Origin of the sequence: Macrococcus sp. DPC7161 (assembly GCF_004117835.1) — a bacterium.
In the GTDB taxonomy this organism is placed as follows: domain Bacteria; phylum Bacillota; class Bacilli; order Staphylococcales; family Staphylococcaceae; genus SDSC01.
Map to the genome: position 1 here is coordinate 148,974 of NZ_SDSC01000004.1, position 16,630 is coordinate 165,603.

At 31.9% G+C, this 16,630-nt stretch carries 18 protein-coding genes; 9 read left to right on the forward strand and 9 right to left on the reverse strand.

Annotated elements, in window-relative coordinates; genetic code table 11:
• Nucleotides 1–364: 364 nt before the first annotated feature.
• The 4 genes from nrdI (at nucleotide 365) to ER639_RS07505 (ending at nucleotide 4,819) form a co-directional block, all read left to right on the forward strand.
• The gene (gene nrdI / locus ER639_RS07490) at nucleotides 365–769 is read left to right on the forward strand and encodes a class Ib ribonucleoside-diphosphate reductase assembly flavoprotein NrdI (protein WP_129065162.1); all 405 of its coding nucleotides are present in this window, start codon (nucleotides 365–367) and stop codon (nucleotides 767–769) included.
• Nucleotides 732–2,837, forward strand: a complete 2,106-nt coding sequence (gene nrdE, locus ER639_RS07495; RefSeq protein WP_129065163.1) for a class 1b ribonucleoside-diphosphate reductase subunit alpha — start codon at nucleotides 732–734, stop codon at nucleotides 2,835–2,837. The genes nrdI and nrdE overlap by 38 nt, the downstream gene beginning before the upstream one ends.
• A 69-nt stretch (nucleotides 2,838–2,906) precedes the next feature.
• A complete protein-coding gene (gene nrdF, locus ER639_RS07500; RefSeq protein WP_129065164.1) occupies nucleotides 2,907–3,875 on the forward strand; it encodes a class 1b ribonucleoside-diphosphate reductase subunit beta in 969 nt (322 codons plus the stop codon).
• A gap of 227 nt (nucleotides 3,876–4,102) precedes the next feature.
• Nucleotides 4,103–4,819, forward strand: a complete 717-nt coding sequence (locus ER639_RS07505) for a FixH family protein (RefSeq protein ID WP_129065165.1) — start codon at nucleotides 4,103–4,105, stop codon at nucleotides 4,817–4,819.
• Between the two features lie 68 nt (nucleotides 4,820–4,887).
• On the opposite strand, the gene murB is transcribed toward ER639_RS07505, so the two are convergent.
• Together murB and ER639_RS07515 are read right to left on the reverse strand one after the other, a co-directional pair.
• The gene (murB, locus tag ER639_RS07510) at nucleotides 4,888–5,805 is read right to left on the reverse strand and encodes a UDP-N-acetylmuramate dehydrogenase (RefSeq protein WP_129065166.1); all 918 of its coding nucleotides are present in this window, start codon (nucleotides 5,803–5,805) and stop codon (nucleotides 4,888–4,890) included.
• 46 nt (nucleotides 5,806–5,851) lie between these two features.
• Nucleotides 5,852–6,370 (reverse strand): GrpB family protein, encoded by a 519-nt coding sequence (locus ER639_RS07515; protein ID WP_164993391.1) that lies wholly within the window; start codon nucleotides 6,368–6,370, stop codon nucleotides 5,852–5,854.
• 67 nt (nucleotides 6,371–6,437) lie between these two features.
• Here ER639_RS07515 and ER639_RS07520 point away from each other — a divergent pair, with 67 nt between their 5' ends.
• The gene (locus tag ER639_RS07520; protein ID WP_164993392.1) at nucleotides 6,438–7,325 is read left to right on the forward strand and encodes an EMYY motif lipoprotein; all 888 of its coding nucleotides are present in this window, start codon (nucleotides 6,438–6,440) and stop codon (nucleotides 7,323–7,325) included.
• 31 nt (nucleotides 7,326–7,356) lie between these two features.
• Here the strand turns inward: ER639_RS07520 and ER639_RS07525 are convergent, their stop codons facing one another.
• Nucleotides 7,357–7,563 carry a hypothetical protein gene (locus tag ER639_RS07525; protein ID WP_129065169.1) on the reverse strand — a complete coding sequence of 69 codons (207 nt, stop codon included), beginning with the start codon at nucleotides 7,561–7,563 and terminating at the stop codon, nucleotides 7,357–7,359.
• Nucleotides 7,564–7,698: 135 nt separating this feature from the next.
• Between ER639_RS07525 and ytxJ the strand changes: the two genes are divergently transcribed.
• Together ytxJ and ER639_RS07535 are read left to right on the forward strand one after the other, a co-directional pair.
• Nucleotides 7,699–8,019: a bacillithiol system redox-active protein YtxJ gene (gene ytxJ / locus ER639_RS07530; protein ID WP_129065170.1), complete on the forward strand. Its 321-nt coding sequence runs from the start codon at nucleotides 7,699–7,701 to the stop codon at nucleotides 8,017–8,019.
• 54 nt (nucleotides 8,020–8,073) lie between these two features.
• Nucleotides 8,074–9,129: a glycerate kinase gene (locus ER639_RS07535; RefSeq protein WP_129065171.1), complete on the forward strand. Its 1,056-nt coding sequence runs from the start codon at nucleotides 8,074–8,076 to the stop codon at nucleotides 9,127–9,129.
• A 37-nt stretch (nucleotides 9,130–9,166) separates the two neighbouring features.
• Here ER639_RS07535 and pepT read toward each other — a convergent pair whose 3' ends face one another.
• From pepT to ER639_RS07560, 5 genes are all read right to left on the reverse strand, one after another.
• Nucleotides 9,167–10,390: a peptidase T gene (pepT, locus tag ER639_RS07540; protein ID WP_129065172.1), complete on the reverse strand. Its 1,224-nt coding sequence runs from the start codon at nucleotides 10,388–10,390 to the stop codon at nucleotides 9,167–9,169.
• A 78-nt stretch (nucleotides 10,391–10,468) separates the two neighbouring features.
• On the reverse strand, nucleotides 10,469–10,918 hold the full coding sequence (locus ER639_RS07545; protein WP_129065173.1) for a threonine/serine exporter family protein: 450 nt from the start codon (nucleotides 10,916–10,918) through the stop codon (nucleotides 10,469–10,471).
• A 10-nt stretch (nucleotides 10,919–10,928) separates the two neighbouring features.
• Entirely contained in the window at nucleotides 10,929–11,678 is a 750-nt protein-coding gene (locus ER639_RS07550) for a threonine/serine exporter family protein (protein ID WP_129065174.1), read from the reverse strand.
• Between the two features lie 45 nt (nucleotides 11,679–11,723).
• The gene (gene gdpS / locus ER639_RS07555) at nucleotides 11,724–12,788 is read right to left on the reverse strand and encodes a GGDEF domain-containing protein GdpS (RefSeq protein WP_129065175.1); all 1,065 of its coding nucleotides are present in this window, start codon (nucleotides 12,786–12,788) and stop codon (nucleotides 11,724–11,726) included.
• An 11-nt stretch (nucleotides 12,789–12,799) separates the two neighbouring features.
• Complete coding sequence (locus tag ER639_RS07560) at nucleotides 12,800–13,660, reverse strand: YitT family protein (protein ID WP_129065176.1); 861 nt, start codon at nucleotides 13,658–13,660, stop codon at nucleotides 12,800–12,802.
• A 278-nt stretch (nucleotides 13,661–13,938) separates the two neighbouring features.
• Between ER639_RS07560 and ER639_RS07565 the strand changes: the two genes are divergently transcribed.
• The gene (locus ER639_RS07565; protein ID WP_129065177.1) at nucleotides 13,939–14,994 is read left to right on the forward strand and encodes a glycosyltransferase family 4 protein; all 1,056 of its coding nucleotides are present in this window, start codon (nucleotides 13,939–13,941) and stop codon (nucleotides 14,992–14,994) included.
• A gap of 27 nt (nucleotides 14,995–15,021) precedes the next feature.
• Here ER639_RS07565 and ER639_RS07570 read toward each other — a convergent pair whose 3' ends face one another.
• Complete coding sequence (locus tag ER639_RS07570) at nucleotides 15,022–15,651, reverse strand: YigZ family protein (protein WP_129065178.1); 630 nt, start codon at nucleotides 15,649–15,651, stop codon at nucleotides 15,022–15,024.
• Between the two features lie 119 nt (nucleotides 15,652–15,770).
• On the opposite strand from ER639_RS07570, the gene ER639_RS07575 reads away from it, so the two are divergent.
• Entirely contained in the window at nucleotides 15,771–16,622 is an 852-nt protein-coding gene (locus tag ER639_RS07575) for a DegV family protein (RefSeq protein WP_129065179.1), read from the forward strand.
• The last annotated feature ends 8 nt before the right edge of the window (nucleotides 16,623–16,630 follow it).

The following is a 16,630-nucleotide window of genomic DNA, read 5'->3' on the forward strand; positions in this document are numbered from 1 at the left end:
GTTGCAAAAGTCATTCTAACATAAAACGACGTGAATAATTGTTCAAAAAAAATAAATCAAAGTTTCAATATCCAATTAGTTCACGCATATCAAGGTGTTAAAAAAGCAGTTGAAAAGTCAAGGGGAAAAAGGGGTAATTTTTCGATTCATTTTTATTGAAAAGTGTCACTCTCATGCTATAATTATTCGTATATGTTGTGGTAATGTTCTAACACAAACACTATATATAGTGTTTGTGTTAGAAGACTGCCACAACAAAAGATTACAATCTTTCCTTTATGAATGGATTGTATTGGATTATTTTTTAGGCATTATTACAGCAAGATATTCATCAAGAATACGGACTAACATTGGAGGCGTTCGTATGAAAGTGATTTTTTATTCTCTTACAGGAAATGTAAGACGGTTTATAAAGAAATCTAATTATTCAAATGCACAAGATTTATATGAAGTGCAAAATAAAATCATTGATTCACCATTTATCATCATGACAAGTACCATTGGTTTTGGTCAAGTGCCAGATGATGTGATGCATTTTTTAGAATTAAATCATGCAAATTTGCGCGGTGTGATCGCCAGTGGCAATAGAAACTGGGGGCAAAATTTCGCGAAATCAGGTGATATCATTGCAAGTCAGTTTCATGTGCCATTACTGATGAAATATGAATTACATGGTAATGCAGATGACGTAACAAAATTTTTATCAATCATGGAAAAGGTGGCAATACAAAATGAAAACTTTGACAGAGAAAAAGTACAATCATATTGAATTAAATAACCAAGTAACAAAGCGCCGTGAAGACGGTTTTTTTGATATTGAAAAAGATCAAGACGCATTACGTGTTTATTTAGAAGAGGTTAATGATAAGACAATTCATTTTGAGACACCTTTAGAAAGACTGCATTATTTAGTCGATGAAAACTTTTACTATGACTTGTTCCAAGAGTACACAGAAACAATGATTCAAGAGATAGTTGCATATGCTGAGAGTATTCCATTTCAATTTGCAAGTTACATGTCAGCAAGTAAATTCTTTAAAGATTATGCTCTAAAAACAAATGATAAACAAAACTATTTAGAAGATTACAAACAACATGTGATTATTGTGGCATTATACCTTGCTAAAGGTGATGTTGAAAAATCAAAATCATTAATCAATGCGATGATTGAACAACGTTACCAACCGGCAACACCTACATTTTTAAATGCAGGTCGTGCACGTCGTGGTGAGTTAGTTTCTTGCTTCTTATTAGAAGTAGATGACAGTTTAAATTCTATTAACTATATCGATTCAACAGCAAAGCAGCTTTCAAAAATTGGTGGCGGTGTTGCGATTAACTTGTCTAAACTTCGTGCGCGTGGTGAAGCAATTAAAGGCATTAAAGGTGTAGCAAAAGGTGTATTACCAGTTGCCAAAGCACTAGAAGGTGGCTTTAGTTATGCAGATCAACTTGGACAAAGACCAGGTGCTGGAGCTGTATATTTAAATATCTTCCACTACGATGTACTTGAATTTTTAGATACAAAAAAAGTAAATGCAGACGAGGATTTACGTTTATCTACGATTTCAACTGGATTGATTGTTCCTTCAAAATTCTTTGATCTTGCAAAAGCTGGTGAACCATTCTACATGTTTGCACCACATACAGTTGAACGTGAGTATGGTGTGACTTTAGATGACTTAAACATTGATGAAATGTATGATGAATTGGTTGCTAATCCAAACATTATGAAGAAGTCAAAAGATGCTCGTGAAATGTTAAATTTAATTGCACAAACACAATTACAATCAGGTTATCCATATTTGATGTTTAAAGATAATGCAAACAAAGTACATGCCAATTCAAACATTGGTCAAATTAAAATGAGTAATTTATGTACGGAAATCTTCCAGTTACAAGAAACATCAATCATTAATGATTACGGTACTGATGATGAAATCAAACGAGATATTTCATGTAACTTAGGTTCATTAAATATCGTGAATGTGATGGAATCTAAAAAGCTAAGAGATTCAGTCCATATTGGTATGGATGCTTTAACGACTGTAAGTGATGAAGCGGACATTAAAAATGCACCTGGTGTAAGAAAAGCCAATAGAGAATTACATTCAGTTGGATTAGGTGTTATGAATTTGCATGGTTATTTAGCTAAAAATAAAATTGGTTATGAGTCAAAAGAAGCAAAAGAATTCGCAGCTGCGTTCTTTATGATGATGAACTATTATTCAATTGAAAGATCTATGGAAATTGCGATTGAGCGTAATGAGAAGTATGTTGATTTTGAGAAGAGTAATTATGCTGATGGTAGTTACTTTGAACAATATTTAACAAAAGATTATGCACCAACTTCTGATAAAGTAAAAGCATTATTTGAAGGTATTCAAATTCCAACGAAAGAAGATTGGGCAAAATTAAAAGAACAAGTAATGAAAAACGGATTATTCCATGCTTATCGACTTGCAATTGCACCAACGCAAAGTATTTCATATGTTCAGAACGCAACAAGTTCTGTAATGCCAATAGTTGATCAAATTGAGCGACGCACATATGGTAATGCTGAAACATTCTATCCGATGCCATTTTTATCACCAGAAACAATGTGGTTTTATAAATCAGCATTTAATACGGATCAAATGAAACTAATCGATTTGATTGCAACAATTCAAGAACATGTCGATCAAGGTATTTCTACAATACTATTTGTAAACTCAGAAATATCAACGCGAGAATTATCAAGATTGTATGTATATGCACATCATAAAGGGTTAAAATCGTTATACTATACGAGAAATAAATTATTAAGTGTAGAAGAATGTACAAGTTGCGCAGTTTAATCACATACTAGATAACACGGCATACGCCGTGTTATCTTATGAGTAAAAATATAAGTTAGAGGTGACACTTTGAAAGCAGTTAACTGGAATACACAAGAAGATATGACGAATATGTTTTGGCGTCAAAATATCTCACAAATGTGGGTTGAAACAGAATTTAAAGTTTCTAAAGATATTGCGAGTTGGAAAGAGCTAACGGAAGATGAGAAATATACATTTAATCACGCACTTGCAGGATTAACAGGACTAGATACGCAACAAGCAGATGATGGAATGCCATTAATCATGATGCATACACAAGATTTACGTAAAAAAGCAGTTTATAGTTTTATGGGTATGATGGAAAATATTCATGCTAAAAGTTATAGTCATATTTTCACAACGTTATTACCATCTAAAGAGACAGATGAATTATTAAATGAATGGGTGCCAAATGAACCACATTTAACATATAAAGCAAATAGAATTTTAGAAAAGTATCATGCGTTATGGAAAAAGGATGCATCTATTTATGAACAATACATGGCACGCGTAGCGAGTGTATTTTTAGAAACATTTTTATTCTATTCTGGGTTTTATTATCCTTTGTATCTTGCTGGACAAGGTCGTATGACTACAAGTGGAGAGATCATTCGAAAAATATTATTAGATGAATCTATTCACGGAGTATTTACTGGACTTGATGCACAAAGTTTACGTAAAGAAATGTCTGATGATGAAATTGTAAAAGCAGACAAAGAAATGTATACGATGTTAGATGATTTGTATCGTAACGAAGCATCATATACTAAAATGTTATATGATCGTGTTGGTTTAACGGAAGATGTATTAAATTATGTGATGTATAATGGGAACAAAGCACTTGCAAACTTAGGATTTGAACCTTATTTTGAAGAACGCGGATTTAATCCAATCATTGAAAATGCATTGAATACAAGTACTAAAAACCATGATTTCTTTAGTGTTAAAGGTGATGGTTATGTGCTCGCATTAAATGTTGAAGCGTTACAAGATGAAGACTTTATTTTTGAAGATTAGACAATTGAAATTTATATAAATTGAAAAATCCTTAATGTAAACATTAAGGATTTTTCTTTTTTATACAAACTGATTATTTTGTATTTTTCATGAACAAATTTTGACGAAAATATTAATATATTGGAATTGTCACGATTTAGCCATTGTATAAAATATCAATACAAGCAATAATATTAACTGTTGTATAACACCAAGTAATTTATTTAAGTGAATAGGGGCGAAACATTTTGAAAAAATTATTAGTATTGACTTTATCAGCGACAATGCTCGCGGCATGTGGACAATCAAACAGTGGTCATGAAGGACATGAGAAATCATCAAGTGAAACAAAAGTAAAACCTGTGACAGTTGAATTGACAGTGCCAAAAATGACAAAAGCAAATGAAAAAGTTACATTAAAAGCACTTGTAAAACAAGATGGAAAAGCAATTAACGATGCAGACGAAGTGATGTTTGAAGTAATCAATACAAAAACAAATAAATCGGATAAACAAAAAGTAACAAAAGCAACAGATGGTTTATATACTTTAGACTATACCTTTAAAGAAGATGGTTCATATAAAGTAATTTCTCATGTTACAGCCAAAAATCAACATACAATGCCAAGTAAAATGGTAACAGTTGGTGAAACAATGGCTCATGAACATCATGATCACCATGGGGGTATGATTCATATTATGCCAATTACAGCTAAAGTGAATGAAAAAACAAATTTTATGATTCACGTACATTCTAGTGATGACAAAGCGGTGAAAGATGCAGAAACGAAATTAGAGATTAAAACACCAGATAATAAAACGGTTTGGATTGAATTAAAACAAACAAAAGATGGTCAATACGAAGGATCTGAAACTTTTAAAACACCAGGTAAGTATCATGTAAAAGCACATGCTGAAAATAAAAAGTTCCATACACATGAAGAAAGTGATTTTGAAGTGAAGTAATTAAACGTACTAATCTGTAATAACATAAAAAGGGGGATGAGACATAATCTCATCCCCCTTTTATATTATTATTTTAAACCTTCGCCTATCACTCTCACTTCAGGCATTAATTCAACACCTGAATGTTTAAGTACTTCTTGTTTAACATGTGCAATCATTGCTTCATAGTCACTTGCAGTACCATTATCAACATTTACGATAAAGCCGGCATGTTTTTTTGAAACTTCTACGCCACCAATTCTGTAGCCTTGTAATCCAGCTTCTTGGATCAATTGACCAGCAAAATGTCCTGGAGGTCTTCTAAAGACACTGCCACATGAAGGGTATTCTAATGGTTGTTTTTCTTCACGTTTCGCTGTTAAATCTGCCATAACTGCTTGAATAACATTAATGTCGCCACGCTTTAAGTTAAATGTTGCTTCTAAAACAACATAGCCACTTTCTTGAATCTTACTTGTTCTATAATCTAATTCTAATTCCTCGTTTGAGAGAATCAACATATTACCTTCTTGATCAATGACTTTCGCATTGTCAATACAATCTTTAATTTCTCCACCATAAGCACCTGCATTCATAAATACAGCGCCTCCAACAGAGCCAGGAATGCCACAAGCAAATTCTAATCCTGTTAAATGGTGTTCACGTGCTGTTTTAGAAACTTCAATAATTGCAGCACCGCTTCCAGCAATGATTTGGTCGTATTCTACTTGAATATCAGTGAGTTGTAATAAACTTAATACAATCCCACGAATACCACCGTCACGAATGATGATATTTGATCCGTTACCTAAAAAAGTAACTGGAATATGATTGGCTTTAGCATATTTAATAATTGTTTGAACATCTTGGTAATTTCTTGGAGATATATATAAATCGGCATTGCCACCTGTTTTAGTGTAAGTATAATTTTTAAGTGGTTCATTGATTTTAATTGTATCTGGTTGAATCAACTCAGATAAAGCATTTTTTATGTCGATGATTTCCAAAGTATTAACGCCCTTTCGATAAAGTCACATTTATTATATCAATTATTTATGCTTTTTGCGAATTCACATGACATTGTAACCATTCTGACTTATTTGTTTCATAAATTTGCTTTGAAACAGTAGAATCAATTTTAGATTTAAAGGTGTTAAATTGCTCACATAGATCTGCGTGGTGTTCTAAAACACGTTGAGCATTAATGTATTTTTTAAATTTTGTACTGTTTTCTTCAACGATATGTAATCTCACTTTTTCGTTCAACGTTTTTAAATCATCAAACTTTGAAAATACACATTTCTTTTCATAAGGATGGTGTAGACGATAAAATGATTGCAAATTTAATCTCTTTTCATCTAGTGTTGTCATTTGATGCAAGCTTTTAACAACGACTAATACATCTAAAATATGAGAAGATTGGCTGCCTTTGATTGCAGTCGATCCAACATGATAAGTTTTAATAACAGGTGTGTCTAACAAATTCATAAGGATTTTATCAATTTGATGATATAATATTTTAAAGTCTTGATAAACACCGTCATTTAACGGTGTAACGTATGATTTTGGCATAGGATCCCTCTTTATGTTTAATTTCATATAAATCTTTTGTATAATGATTATATCAAGGAGTCGTGATATGAAAAAATATTATTTATTATTTTTCGTTTTGTTGATGACCTTTTATCTTGTAGGGTGTTCAAATGCACTGAAATCTGACATAAATGATTACAAAGTGCAAATGAAGAACGTTCAAAAGGAAGAAAAGAAACTCGTTGAACAAATCGATGCATTACATTTAGAAAAGATAGACCAACTCATTGGTTCTGAAGTAACAGAAGATAAAAAGAAAAAGTTAATTCATATTGAACAAAAGATTGATCAAGAAATATTACCACAATACAAAAAATATGAGTCACTTGTTAAAAAAGTAAAACCTAAGACAAAAGAAGTTAAAGATGTGCATGCGATGTATTTAGATAACTTAAAAAAGAAAAAAAAGTTTATAGATACATTGAGCGACTATATTCATGCATTTAATGATTCTATTGCTTCAAATGAAGAAATATTAGAATACACAAAAATATTCGAAAAAAATAAAGCTTTAAGTGAGAAGTTCCATGCGAAAGCACAAAAGCAAAGTGATGAATCTAAAGATTTGGCAACTATTACTGAAGTGATCAATGCAAATAGCGATGATTTAAAGTCTAAAGTTGGTTATTTATCTGATACACATACAGTCAAAGAAAAAACAAAATATATTGACCAAACTTTAATTCCACTACTAAAAAAACAAGTAGATAAATTAAATAAAACGAATATTAAATCTAAAGATGTAATTGGACTAAGAAAAGCAACGATTGAAATCAACTATAGCTTAATAAATTACTATAAAGAACGTAAGAATGCGATGAAGATTGAAGAACAACTTCAAAACGTTCCGATTCAAAATATTTTAGAAAATACAAAGTATATTAAATCGCTTGATGACAAATATTATGAGTCACTTAAAAATTTAGAATCTTAATAAAAAATAAGTATCCATCGATACTTATTTTTTATTTGGGAGTGTTATTTGATTGTTGTTTTTGCTTTTTGTTCAAATAAATATTTCTTGCAATCACAGTAATAATCCAAACTGCAAATACAAGCACGATGATTAATGACAAACCAAATTGGTGTTTAAAATCAACGACAAATAATAACACGTAAATGAATAGACATGAATTAATTGTGTCTAAAAAGCTCCATCGTTTTGTTGGCATATGTATTCTCCTTAAATTTATTATGTTTTTATTATAGCAATGTGTATAATAATGAGATAGGGGTAAAAAGTTATAATTGCATAATTAACAATGAAGTGTTATATTCTTATAATCGAAATATTCCGAGGTGAAAAAATGGTGATTAAAATTAATTCAATTGATCAATTTAAGCAAGTGATTGATACAAATGAAAAAGTGTTTATTATTAAACATTCAAAAACTTGTCCAATTTCTCAAGGTGCTTATGATCAATTTGAAAAGTTTCTTTATGAAAGAGATATTGATGGTTATGCAATTATTGTTCAAGATGCGAGAGAAGTCTCTGATTATGTAGCCAGTTATACTAATGTGAAACATGAATCGCCACAAGCATTTTATTTTGTCAACCAACAAGTTAAGTGGCATGACAGCCATAGTAATATAACAATTTCTAGTCTGTCGAATGCAGAAGAGTAAAAATATGAGCTTGTGACAAATGTCACAAGCTTAATTTTTTGGAGGATAGGTAATATGAAAGTTCTAATAGCAATGGATGCATATTTTAATATTTTACAATCACACCATGCAAATCAATTTGTTCATGACGGTATTAAACAGGTTATTCCTGATGCAAATATCGTAATGGTGCCGCTCTTTTTAAGTCATAAAGATATGATTGATTCATTATTAATTTGGGATAAAGGAAAGAAAATTCACAAAAAAGTAACTTCAGATATTCATAATCAGTCACAAAAAGAAGTTACATTAGGTTTAATTGGCAATGCTTTAATAATAGATGGTAAAAATACAATTGGTAACAGTACATCGTCATATGCTTTAGGAGAAGCGATGATGTATGGTTTGGATTTAATGGTGCAAGAAATGATTATTTCTATTGGGAACGTAAATAGTTATGATTTAGGTGCGGGTATGTTACAAGCATTAGGTGCAAAATTTTATGACCGTAATGGAGCATTAATGCAAATCGTTACAAGAGACGATTTAAAGCTTGTTCGTGGCATTGACGTGACACAAATGGATGATCGTTTGGCACAAACAAAAATCACTTTAGTGAGCGATGAAAATTATCATTTATTTGGTAAATCAAGCCAAATTGCGAAAAGTGATGTGTCAGAAACTGAAAAACAATATATTGATAATAGTATTTGGTATTTAAATGAACAATTTAAAAAAGTAAATGTATTTTTAGATGCAAATCAAGGTGATGCAGGTGGTATTCAAGCTGTAATGGCCGCCTTATTCAATGCAGAAACAAAAACAAGTCAATCATTAATATTTGAACGTACGGATTTGTTATCGTTATTAAGAGAAGCGGATTTAGTCGTATACGGTGGAGCAAATGGTACAGCACATAGTTCTTTAGTTGCAAATGCACTCTATGACTTTCATGATGGTACGAATATGCAATTGTATTTGACTGCCGGTAAGTCCTATTCTAATATCACACAACAGGAAAATTATTATCAGTTTAATGTATATCCTGAAGTGACGGAATCCACTGAAGATATTCATATTGGGATGCAGTTAACCGATGTCGTAAGTAGTTTTATGCGTATACAAAAATAAGGAGCCCTCGGGCTCCTTTTTTAATTATTGATATTCATTATGCTCTTTTTTCAAATGTAGATAAAATACCAACGATATTCATTACTGATTTCTCCATATCGTCAATAGAAACATATTCATATGGACCGTGGTAGTTTTCGCCACCAGTAAAGATGTTCGGTGTCGGTAAGCCCATGTAAGAAAGTTGAGAACCGTCTGTACCACCACGAATAGGTTCAACAATTGGTTCAATGTTTAAAGATTTCATGACTTCTAAAGGAATATCAATCAATTCAGGATATGCTTTGATTTTTTCTCCCATGTTGTAATATTGATCGTGAATATCTATCGTAACATGTTCTTCACCATATTCGCTTTGAATAGATTTAGAGATGCTTTCCATTAGTGCTTTACGAGCTTCAAAAGTATCTTTATCATGATCACGGATGATATATTCCAAAGTTGCTTCTTCAACAGAACCATTTAAATCATGCAAATGGAAGAATCCTTCATAACCTTCAGTTTGTTCAGGGCGTTCATCACTAGGTAATTGGTTATGGAATTGAATGGCTAAATTTAATGCATTAATCATTTTGTCTTTAGCGCTTCCTGGGTGTACATTAACGCCTTTAAATGTTACTTTAGCTCCTGCAGCATTGAAGCTTTCATATTGTAACTCACCACGAGTTGAACCATCCACTGTATATGCAAATTGTGCACCGAAACGTGCAACGTCAAATTTATGTGGGCCACGGCCAATTTCTTCATCAGGTGTAAATCCAAAACGAATTTTACCATGTTTAATTTCAGGATGTTGAATTAAATATTCAATAGCAGTCATGATTTCAGTAATACCAGCTTTATCATCTGCACCTAATAATGTCGTACCATCTGTTGTCATTAAAGTATGCCCTCTATAAAGTTCTAATTCAGGGAATGTTGACTTACTAATTATTAAGCCTGACTTTAAAGTAATATCTTCACCATCATAGTTTTCAATAATTTGTGGATTGACACCAGTTCCATTGAAGTCAGGTGCAGTATCAACATGTGATAATAATCCAATTACTGGAACATCTTTGTCAGAATTAGATTCTAAAGTTGCAAATAAATAACCATTTTCATCTACTTCAACCTCTAATCCTAAGCCTTTGATTTCAGATTCTAATAAACGAATTAAATCCCATTGTTTTTCTGAACTTGGTGTTGTTTGACTATTTGGATCAGCAGTCGTATCAATTTTGACATATGTTGATAAACGATTGATTAATGTTTGTTTCATGATGTTACCTCCAATTTCATATTATAATTAAATATTATTATACATAATTGTATAAGTAAATATTGTAAATACTTAATCTTATTTTACGATTTTTGGTTTAGCAAACTTATTATTAGTTACGAATATCTGGAATAAAATTTCTGCTAAAATAATACCAAACGCAATGGCACCCGAAACCAATGCTGCTTCAACACCTTTAGAAATAGCAGTGTTGGTTTCAGAAATAATTAAATGTTTCGTTGCATCATAAGCGATACCACCAGGGACAAGTGGTATGATACCAGCAACATAAAAGATAATGACGGGCCTTTTATACAATCTTGCAAAAACAAGTGCGCATAAACTTAACAATAAAGAGCCGAAAAAAGAACTAATGCTCATAGAGATACCTTGCTCAGTTGCAATTGTATAAACAATCCAGCCTATCGCTCCTACAAAACCACAAGGTAGCAACAGTCGTCTTGGGGCATTGAATATAATAGAAAAGAATAAAGTTGCAAAGAAACTGAATATAAATTGTAATATCATATTTTTCCTCCTAAAACATCATTAATGCTATTGCAACACCCGCACCGATTGCAAATGCAGTAAGGCTTGCTTCTATTCCTTTTGAAATACCAGCGATTAACTGGCCAGCCATTAAATCACGAATGGCATTTGTGATCAAGACACCGGGAACAATAGGCATCACACTTGCAATTATAATTTTGTCAATGGAATAACTTAATCCTAAACTGATAAATAAAATTGCAACTAAAGCAATCAGTAAACTCCCAGCAAACTCCGCAAAGAATTTAATTCGTGTAAATAGGTGAATAGACTCTGTAATATAATAACCGATACTTCCAGCGATAATAGCAGGAACTGCATCGAGCCATTCTCCTTTAAACATAAATAGAAATAACGCACTGACAATACCTGATGCCAATACTTTGAGCCACATTTTATATTGTAAATTAGCTTTATCTAAATCCTTTAATGCATCTTTTGCAGTATCAATTGATAATTGGCCAGAAGTAATGCCTCTTGAAATGGCATTCGTTTCAGAAATTTTCTCTAAATCTGTTGTTCTTTCATTGATTCTAAGTAATCTTGTTGAACTCTTATCGTTTAATGAAAAAATGATTGCAGTAGGGGTAACAAAACTATGTGTATGATCTAGACCATAGTAATTTGCAATACGGGTCATCGTATCTTCAACACGGTATGTTTCTGCACCTGACTCTAATAAGATTTTACCTGCAAGCATTGCGATATCAATTACTTTTTGCTCATCATATTGACTCATAAGGGCCTCCTATAAAAATAAGTGGCAACCATCGTTGCCACTTTATTATCTAATAATTGGGTTAAACATAACAGTATTTGCACCTTGATTTTTTGCTTGGTGCAACATTTCATCTGCTTCTTTGAAAATTTTTCGATGTGCTTTTTCTTCTTGTTCAAGCATGTGTCCAATACCAACTGAAACTGTTAGGTGGATGGTTTCTTTATTTGGTAAATGGAAAGTTGACACTTCAACACCATTTCGTATGCTTTCAGCAACTTTCACGATGTTATCCAACGACTGTCCTTTCATAATGAGTGAGAATTCTTCTCCACCATTTCGATACGCTGTCGCACCTTGTGGCATATAGTTAATTAGAACTTGTGACATTTGTTTTAATACAGCATCACCAGCTTTATGACCATATTGGTCATTTACAATTTTGAAATCATCAATATCAATTAACAATAAAGATAAAGACGTTTTTTGTTCTGTTAATGCTTTACTTTGTTCGTTTAAATATCTGTCAAATTCTCTGAAATTACCTAAGCCTGTTAAATAATCGACTTTATCTTCGTTTTGATAGCGTTGAATTAAATTATAAATACGCCAAATGTCCACAAAGACTAGGCCAGAGAATACTGACAAAATAAAACTTGTAATGATAATGAAAATTAATTCTTGGATATTAAATAATGCAGTAAATAACGATGTAATACTGATTATAATAATACTAATTGCATTTAACCATTGTAGTGAAACGAAATCACTAGATTTAATAAATGGACCAACTGTTCCTATCACTCCTGCAATGACTAGTAAATACCAATTACTCGAAAAGTCATGATGGAAAATAAAAATATCTGTTAAAACGATGATAATACTACTTAATGTCGTATAAATAAAGTCTGTATATCGACCTAAAAATAGTAAAGGAACAAAACTTAAATTAAAGGCGATATTATGATACTCAATTGGATAGGTGATTAATAGTATAGAAATCAGCGTCATTAAAAAAGTAATATAATTTTTTGAGAAGACGATTTCTTTTTCTTCGTAAAATTGAAAGCGATGAAATAAATATATTCCACTTACAGTCACAGCGACGTTATAAATAATTGCTTCTAACATGTGAACCTCCTTTATTTCTTTATGTCATAAACTTTTTCGGTTGAAAAACCTCTTCCAATGATGTCCGACGTATTTAAAAAGATAACAAATGAATTTGGATCTTCACGTGAAATCACTTGTTTAAAATAAATAGCTTCTTGTTGTTCCATTACTGAAAATAAAATACTTTTTTCATTTTTATGATATGCACCAAAAGCATTTACAGTTGTGACACCACGATTAACGGTATCGTGTACTAATTTAACAATTTGATCTTCGTGATCAGTAATAATAAAGACTAATTTATTATCCATTGTTTGTAATTGTACAATATCAATGACTTTACTTGTCACATAAATAGAGATTAATGCATATAAAGCAAGTTCTAAGTCAAATACAACTGCACTAATAATCACAACAATGGCATCGACTAGCATTTGACAAAAACCACTTGAAAATTTGGTATATTTTTTGACGATTTGAGCGAGTGTAGCTGTGCCACCTGTCGAACCATTCCCACGATAAACAATACCTAATCCAATACCTAATACAATACCACCGTATAATGCACCTAATAAAGCATTATGAATGCCCATTTTTACTAACGGATCAGTTAAGAAAATTGTAAAAGGGACTACAAAAGTTGCAATCATCGTTTTTAATGAGAATGCTCTACCTAATATAATCCATCCTGCGATAAAAATAGGAACATTAAATGCAAATTGGATAATGTAAGGCTTAATGTGCATGACTTCGTATAAAATAGTACTAATCCCTGATATACCACCAGCAGCAATTTGAGCAGGTAGTAAAAAGAAGTTATAACTTAAACCAACGATAATTGAGCCGATAATTGTGTATACGATATCAATCAAATGTCTGTTATTTTTCATTACGATTCCCCTTAAAAAAAATAGTAAAGCTCTGCTTTACTATTTTGAATTTGATGCGTCTGAAACACCTAAGTTATCTTGCATACGCGATTTAATATCATCTTTTGAATTTTCATTTATTGTGAAGTTCCGAAGACCTAATTTATAGGATTTAACCGTACTATTATGGCTTAAAAAGACGTTTTAGTCAATGGCAAACCATGGTTATTCCGATAAAGTGATAGTATGAAAATCGTTATTATGCTATAGTAAAGAGGAATTTATTACTGAGGTGGCATATGTTTACTCTGAAACTCATAATTATGACAGCACTCACATCTTTTTTAATCACTCCTTTAATCATAAAGCTATCGATTATGACGGGCGCATTAGATAAACCGAACTATAGAAAAGTACATAAAACACCTACTTCGATATTAGGTGGTATTGTCATACTTATTTCATTTGTCATTGGATTGTTTATTGCGCATCCTGTTGAACCTGAAATTAAACCAATTATCATTGGCGCAATATGTATTAACATATTAGGTGTTGTGGATGATTTATATGATTTAAAACCTATTGTTAAGTTGATTGGACAGTTGTGTATTGCATCAATCGTTGTATTTCACAACATCACTTTAGATTTGATCACTTTACCGTTTGGTATTGTCATTGAATTTGGTGTTTTAAGTATACCGATGACCATTATATGGATTGTAGCCGTTACGAATGCAATTAACTTAGTTGATGGATTAGATGGACTGGCTTCAGGTGTGTCATTAATTGCATTAACAACCATTGGTTTTATTGCTATACTTCAACAAAACATATTTATTATGATGATTTGTAGTGTTTTAATAGGCTCATTGATTGGCTTTTTAAGATTTAATTTTTATCCTGCTAAAATATTTTTAGGTGATAATGGGGCGATGCTCTTAGGCTATATTATCGGTGTATTAAGTTTATTAGGGTTTAAAAATATTACATTAATATCTTTGTTCTTCCCAATTATCATCCTTGCAGTACCATTTATCGACATGGTATTTGCAATGATACGACGCTATTTAAAAGGACAACCGATTATGCAAGCGGATAAATCACACTTACATCATCGATTGTTGGATTTAGGATACACACATCCCCAAACAGTCATACTAATTTATTCAATAGGGATATTATTTAGTATTGCATCAATCATCTTGTATTTATCTACGACTTTTGGTGCTATATTGATTGTATTGCTCATGTGCATTACAATTGAATTAATTGTTGAATTTACTGGGTTAATAGATGAAAATTATCGACCGCTATTAAATTATATAAATAAAATGATTGCGAAATATACAAATTAAACCGTTTGCTTTTGCAAACGGTTTTTATTATAAGTTGAACGGTAACATCTTTTCTTCTATAAGTAACATTTCAGCAGTGCCTTGTGTTTGATTGGTAATGAATTGCTTAAATTCATCCTCAAGTTCATTTGTGATTTGAATTTCGTAAGTAACTTTATCTGTGTAGATGGTATTTAATACGATGAAATCAGTTGATTCAATTTGGTGTTCGAATTTACCAGTTTGATCATATTGTATGGTTACACGGTAGATTTTAGCGTTTTTCATCATTGCTTTACCAGATTTTGAAATGGCTTCAGAAACACCGTTTTGATAAGCACGAATTAAGCCACCTGTACCGAGTTTAATACCACCGAAATAACGTGTTACGATGGCAACAGTGTTATGAATATCCGCTTTCTTTAAACACTCTAACATTGGCACACCAGCTGTCCCTGATGGTTCACCATCATCATTTGCTTTTTGAATTTGATGACTATCACCAATTGTATAGGCAGAGCAATTATGATTCGCTGTTTTATGTAAAGCTTTTATCTCGTCAATTTTTGTTTTTGCTTCATCTTCACTATCTACTTTAAATAAATAAGTAATAAATCTAGACTTATTAATGATAGTTTCATTTTCAACATCTGATTGAATGGTAATATAATTCTTCATTTAAAACACCTTTCGACAAAAAGTTTCAATATCTTCACTTTACACCAAATAAAGTAGAATTGCTTTCTTTTTATGTGTAATGTCGTTATTATATATAGTGTATAGTTGGGAGGTTTAGTATGAAAATAGCTTTAATAGCAGATTCAACCGCTTATTTAACTCAGGATCAAGTTGAAAGATTTAAAGTTAATGTCATTGATTTGAATGTATTGTTTGGAAATGAAGTGACAAAAGAATCTGAGATGAATGTGACATCATTTTATGAGCGTATGAGAAATGAAAAAGAATTACCAACTACGAGTCAACCAGCTATTGGTGACTACGTTCAGTTGTTAGAATCTTTGAAACAAGATGGTTATACTGATGCAATTGCTATTCACCTATCAAGTGGTATTAGTGGTACTTACCAAAATGCAATTACTGCTGGTTCAATGGTAGAAGGTATTAACATGCACGCTATCGATAGTGAAATCGCATGTATGCCTGCAGGGTTTTATACTGCTAAAGCTGCAGAATTAATTGAAGCAGAAGTTCCTGTAACTCAAATTGTTTCGGCGATAGAAACATTGAAAAGTGAAACAGCGGCATATTTCTTAGTAGATGATTTGAAAAATTTACATAAAGGTGGCCGTCTAACCGGAGCGCAAGCATTTATCGGAAGTATGCTACAAGTGAAGCCAATTCTTCATTTTGTTGATACTAAGATTGTGCCATTTGATAAAGTGCGTACGAAGAAAAAAGCGATGAAGCAAATTGAAAGTTTAATTGCAGACTTCGTAGGCGATGAAACATTTACTGGTACGATTATTCATGGCAATTGTGAAGCGGAAGCTAAAGCTTGGTTAAATGCGCTTCAAGAAAAATATCCAGATGTTCGTTTTGTTTTAAGTCATTTTGGCCCAGTAATTGGGACTCACTTGGGCGAAAATGCATTAGGGTTTGGCGTGACGAAGTCAAAGTTAAACATTTAATTTTGAAG